The sequence below is a fragment of the Paenibacillus sp. OT2-17 genome, from assembly GCF_009827695.1.
GTDB classification, from domain to species: Bacteria; Bacillota; Bacilli; order Paenibacillales; family Paenibacillaceae; genus Paenibacillus; species Paenibacillus polymyxa_B.
This window is the reverse complement of the sequence record NZ_WUDQ01000335.1, coordinates 1-3,996: the sequence shown is the minus strand read 5'-3', so window position 1 is coordinate 3,996 and position 3,996 is coordinate 1. Positions and strand designations below refer to the sequence as shown.

The 3,996-nt window shown below is 46.3% G+C and carries 3 protein-coding genes; 1 reads left to right on the top strand and 2 read right to left on the bottom strand.

What is annotated here, in order from left to right; translation table 11 throughout:
• On the bottom strand, positions 1 to 1,557 hold a 1,557-nt coding region (locus GRP75_RS20650; protein ID WP_160790238.1), incomplete at its 3' end, for an APC family permease.
• Positions 1,558 to 1,750: 193 nt separating this feature from the next.
• Entirely contained in the window at positions 1,751 to 2,587 is an 837-nt protein-coding gene (locus tag GRP75_RS20645; RefSeq protein ID WP_023988150.1) for an AraC family transcriptional regulator, read from the bottom strand.
• Between the two features lie 138 nt (positions 2,588 to 2,725).
• Between GRP75_RS20645 and GRP75_RS20640 the strand changes: the two genes are divergently transcribed.
• Positions 2,726 to 3,996: beta-galactosidase (locus GRP75_RS20640; RefSeq protein WP_160790237.1), on the top strand; the 1,271-nt coding region annotated here is incomplete at its 3' end.

The following is a 3,996-nucleotide window of genomic DNA, read 5'->3' as shown; positions in this document are numbered from 1 at the left end:
CCACTTCTGTTCCATTTTTTGAATCGCCTCATCATCCACACCCACATATACGGCAACCACATTATCCGACAAGGTTTTGGCATAGCTGATCGTATTCATAACGACTCGCGTAATACCTGCCACCGGAATAATAATCGTATTGCCTTTCACCATAGGTTTATCCTTGGTAATATCAATGCGCAGTTGTTCAGCCGTATTTTTGTAATGCCTGTTGATCTTCATAAAGAAATACAGAACCAAAGGCAGAAAGATAAAGATTACCCACACCTGGCTAAATTTGGTGAAAATAAAGATGAGCGTAATCGACAGCGTGGTCAGCATCCCAACCGTATTAATAGCAAGTTTGACGATCCAGCCTGGCGGTTTGAGCTTGATCCAGCGAATCATCATGCCAAGTTGCGAGAGCGTGAACGGAATAAATACCCCTACGGCATAAAGCGGGATCAGATTTTCTGTGTTGCCGCCAAATACGATAACCAGCAATGCCGAGAAGATACTCAGAAACAGGATACCATTAGAGTATCCAAGCCGATCTCCACGAACCATGAACATGTGCGGCATGTATTTGTCCTTCGCGAGCATAAAAGCAAGCAATGGAAAGGCCGAATAGGCTGTATTCGCCGCCAAAAACAAGATGAGCGCCGTTACGCCCTGAATGATGTAATACATCACACCGCGCCCGAAAGTGGCGTTCGCAATTTGCGAAATGACCGTTTCATGCGGATTAGGACGAACACCGTACCAATAAGCCAGCAAACTAATTCCGATAAACATACACCCGAGAATCAAACCCATCATCATTAGTGTAGTTGCTGCATTTTTGGCAGCTGGCTTGCGGAAGTTCGGAATGGCATTCGAGACAGCCTCTACCCCAGTTAACGCCGAGCAACCCGAGCTGAACGCCTTCAGTAGCAGGAACAGGCTGACGTTGGATACCGTAGCTCCAAATTGCGGTGCTGCAGCATGAGCTCCCCCTGCCACGTAATGAATGATACCGCTAATAATCAAAACAAAAATAGCAACAACAAATAAGTAAATCGGTACAGCCAGCACCGAGGCAGATTCTGTCACCCCGCGCAAGTTCATAATAGTCAAAAAGATAATCATAATCAGAGCAATGGCGATCCGATGATCATGTAACGACGGGAACGCAGATGTAATGGCATCTGTACCTGCTGATGAGCTAACTGCTACCGTCAGAATATAATCGACCAGCAAAGAACCACCTGCAATCAGACTCGGACTCTTTCCCAAATTGTCCTGTGCAACAATGTACGCTCCGCCACCACCAGGATAGGAAAATATGGTCTGTCTATAGGACAGGATCAGAATGATCAGCAAACCCAATACCGCAATGGATATAGGAATGGAATACCATAGGGCAGCGAAGCCTGCTGTAATTAAAACCAGCAGAATTTGCTCCGTTCCGTAAGCTACAGAGGACAAGGCATCTGAGGACAGAATGGCCAGTGCCTTGAGCTTATTCAGTTTCTCATCTTCAAGGGCCGTCGACTTTCGCGGACGACCGATTAATAATCTTTTGACTTTACTCAGCATTTCGTTGACTCCTTCTTTGGATGAGGGTTTTGCAAAAGAACTATGGATCTTATGTTTATTATGTCACCTGCACATCAGTTTGATGAAACAAATGAACTATTATTTTATACTCCCTCATCCTGAAAAAAACAATAAGGAATGCTCCCTAAAAAGAGCATTCCCGAGTAAGAAAGAGTATTTCGATAAAATACCCTTATGTATACAGTAATTTGAACCTTTCCGGGGTAATTCCTTCAGCTCGGCGGAAAGTTGCCACAAAATGACTGGCATCTCGGAATCCTACTCGCTCCGAAATCTCCTTTACTGTTAATTGCGGATATTCCGTCATCATTTCCTTGGCCTTCCGCAGCCGAATTACAATCAGATAAGCATAAGAAGTCACACCAAACGCTTGCTTAAATAATGTATTTAAATGACGGGAGCTGACATTCATCATAACTGCCATATCACCTAGGCCCACATCTGGACTGGCATAATTTTGCTCCATAAAGGCCAGTACAGGGGTTAAACGTTCCACATTATGGGATAGGGAAGGCATCGAGCTATGTTGTCCATGTTTACGCAGTAGAGTCAGAAAACGATACATATTGGCCGAAGCATCTAATCCAGACAAATCACGTTCACTAACCATGGAATGGAGCATAGTTTCCCCAAAGCTGTGCAGCTCGCTATCCGGGTCCCAATGATACCCGCGTGTATGCTTCAATCCCAGTGCAGTCAATACAGCAGCGGCGATGGGGCCGTCAAATGTAATGTATAACGTTCGCCATACCTTGGTCGCCCGCCTGTATGCATGGGATTCCCCGGGCAACAGCAGAACCCCGGACTGCTCTCCCAGACGGAAGGTCCCCCCTTTAAATGTAAACATCCCTTCACCAGACACTGTCTGAATCCAGTGAAAGCACGGATAACCCTCTGGACGGGACACATCCTCCTGCCTGCTGTTAAATCCGATACTTTCAATAAAAAGGGGTAAAGAGTGCTCACGCGTAGTCAGGAAAAATCTTAAATGATGGGGAGTTAAAATCATAAAAAGCACCTCCGGCGTATGCGGGTATGTATTCTTCATGTAGATCCATATTGTTATATACACGTTCATTTTATTATATTTAAAAGCAGTTATTTGTATTATAAGATAGAATTATTCTTATATACAGAGGTGATTGGCATGATAAGCAGCAAACTTCCTAAAGTATTTTACGGTGGAGATTATAATCCTGAGCAATGGGATGAGGCCACGCATCAGGAGGATTTACGGATGTTCAGGCAAGCAGGGATTGATATCGCCACGGTCAACGTATTCTCATGGGCTAAAATTCAGTCCGACGAAATCACATATCATTTTGAATGGCTGGATCAATTGATTGACAGTCTTTATGAAAGCGATATCTTCGTTTGTCTAGCTACTAGCACGGCAGCGCACCCTGCTTGGATGGCTACCCGCTACCCCGACGTTCTCCGGGTGGACGCTGACGGACGGAAGCGGAAATTCGGTGGCCGCCACAACTCCTGTCCGAACAGTCCAACGTATCGAAAATACGCGGAGCAGATGGCTGACCGAATTGCAGAACGATACAAAAACCATCCCGCGATCCTCGTGTGGCACGTGTCCAATGAGTACGGCGGGGATTGCTATTGTGATAACTGCGCGACCGCATTCCGGGTGTGGCTCAAGCAAAAATACGGATCACTGGAAGAGCTAAACCGGGTGTGGAATACTTCCTTCTGGGGGCACACCTTCTATGATTGGGATGAAATTGTACCGCCAAATAATCTGAGCGAGCATTGGGGAGAAAATCACTCCTGCTTTCAGGGCATATCCCTCGATTATGCGCGCTTCAATTCAGACAGTATGCTGGATTGCTACCTATTGGAATATAACGCGATTAAAAAACATGTTCCCGATGCCGTGGTAACAACCAATCTGATGGGCTTTTTTAAGCAACTGGACTATTTTAAATGGGCTAAGTACATGGATATTGTATCTTGGGACAGCTATCCCGGGGCCAATACTCCGATAAGCTATACGGCGATGGCGCACGATCTGATGCGCGGATTGAAGGATGGGCAACCCTTTATGCTGATGGAGCAAACACCGAGCCAGCAGAACTGGCAGGCGTATAATTCGCTTAAACGTCCCGGCGTTATGCGGTTATGGAGTTATCAGGCAGTCGCGCATGGCGCGGACACGGTCATGTTCTTCCAGCTTCGCCGCTCGATCGGCGCTTGTGAGAAATTCCACGGGGCCGTCATTGAGCATGCCGGGCATGAGAACACACGTGTATTTCGCGAGGTGGCGCAGCTTGGCAGTGAGCTTGGCGCATTAGGCAACAGGCTACTTGACGCGACCGTTAATGCCAAAGTAGCCATTTTATTCGATTGGGATAATTGGTGGGCTTTGGAAAAATCAAGTGGCCCTTCTGTTGCCTTGAAATATAT

Excerpts from the sequence above, each read along its gene's own strand:
- GRP75_RS20645 (WP_023988150.1), bottom strand. The coding sequence starts at position 2,587 with ATGATTTTAACTCCCCATCATTTAAGATTTTTCCTGACTACGCGTGAG.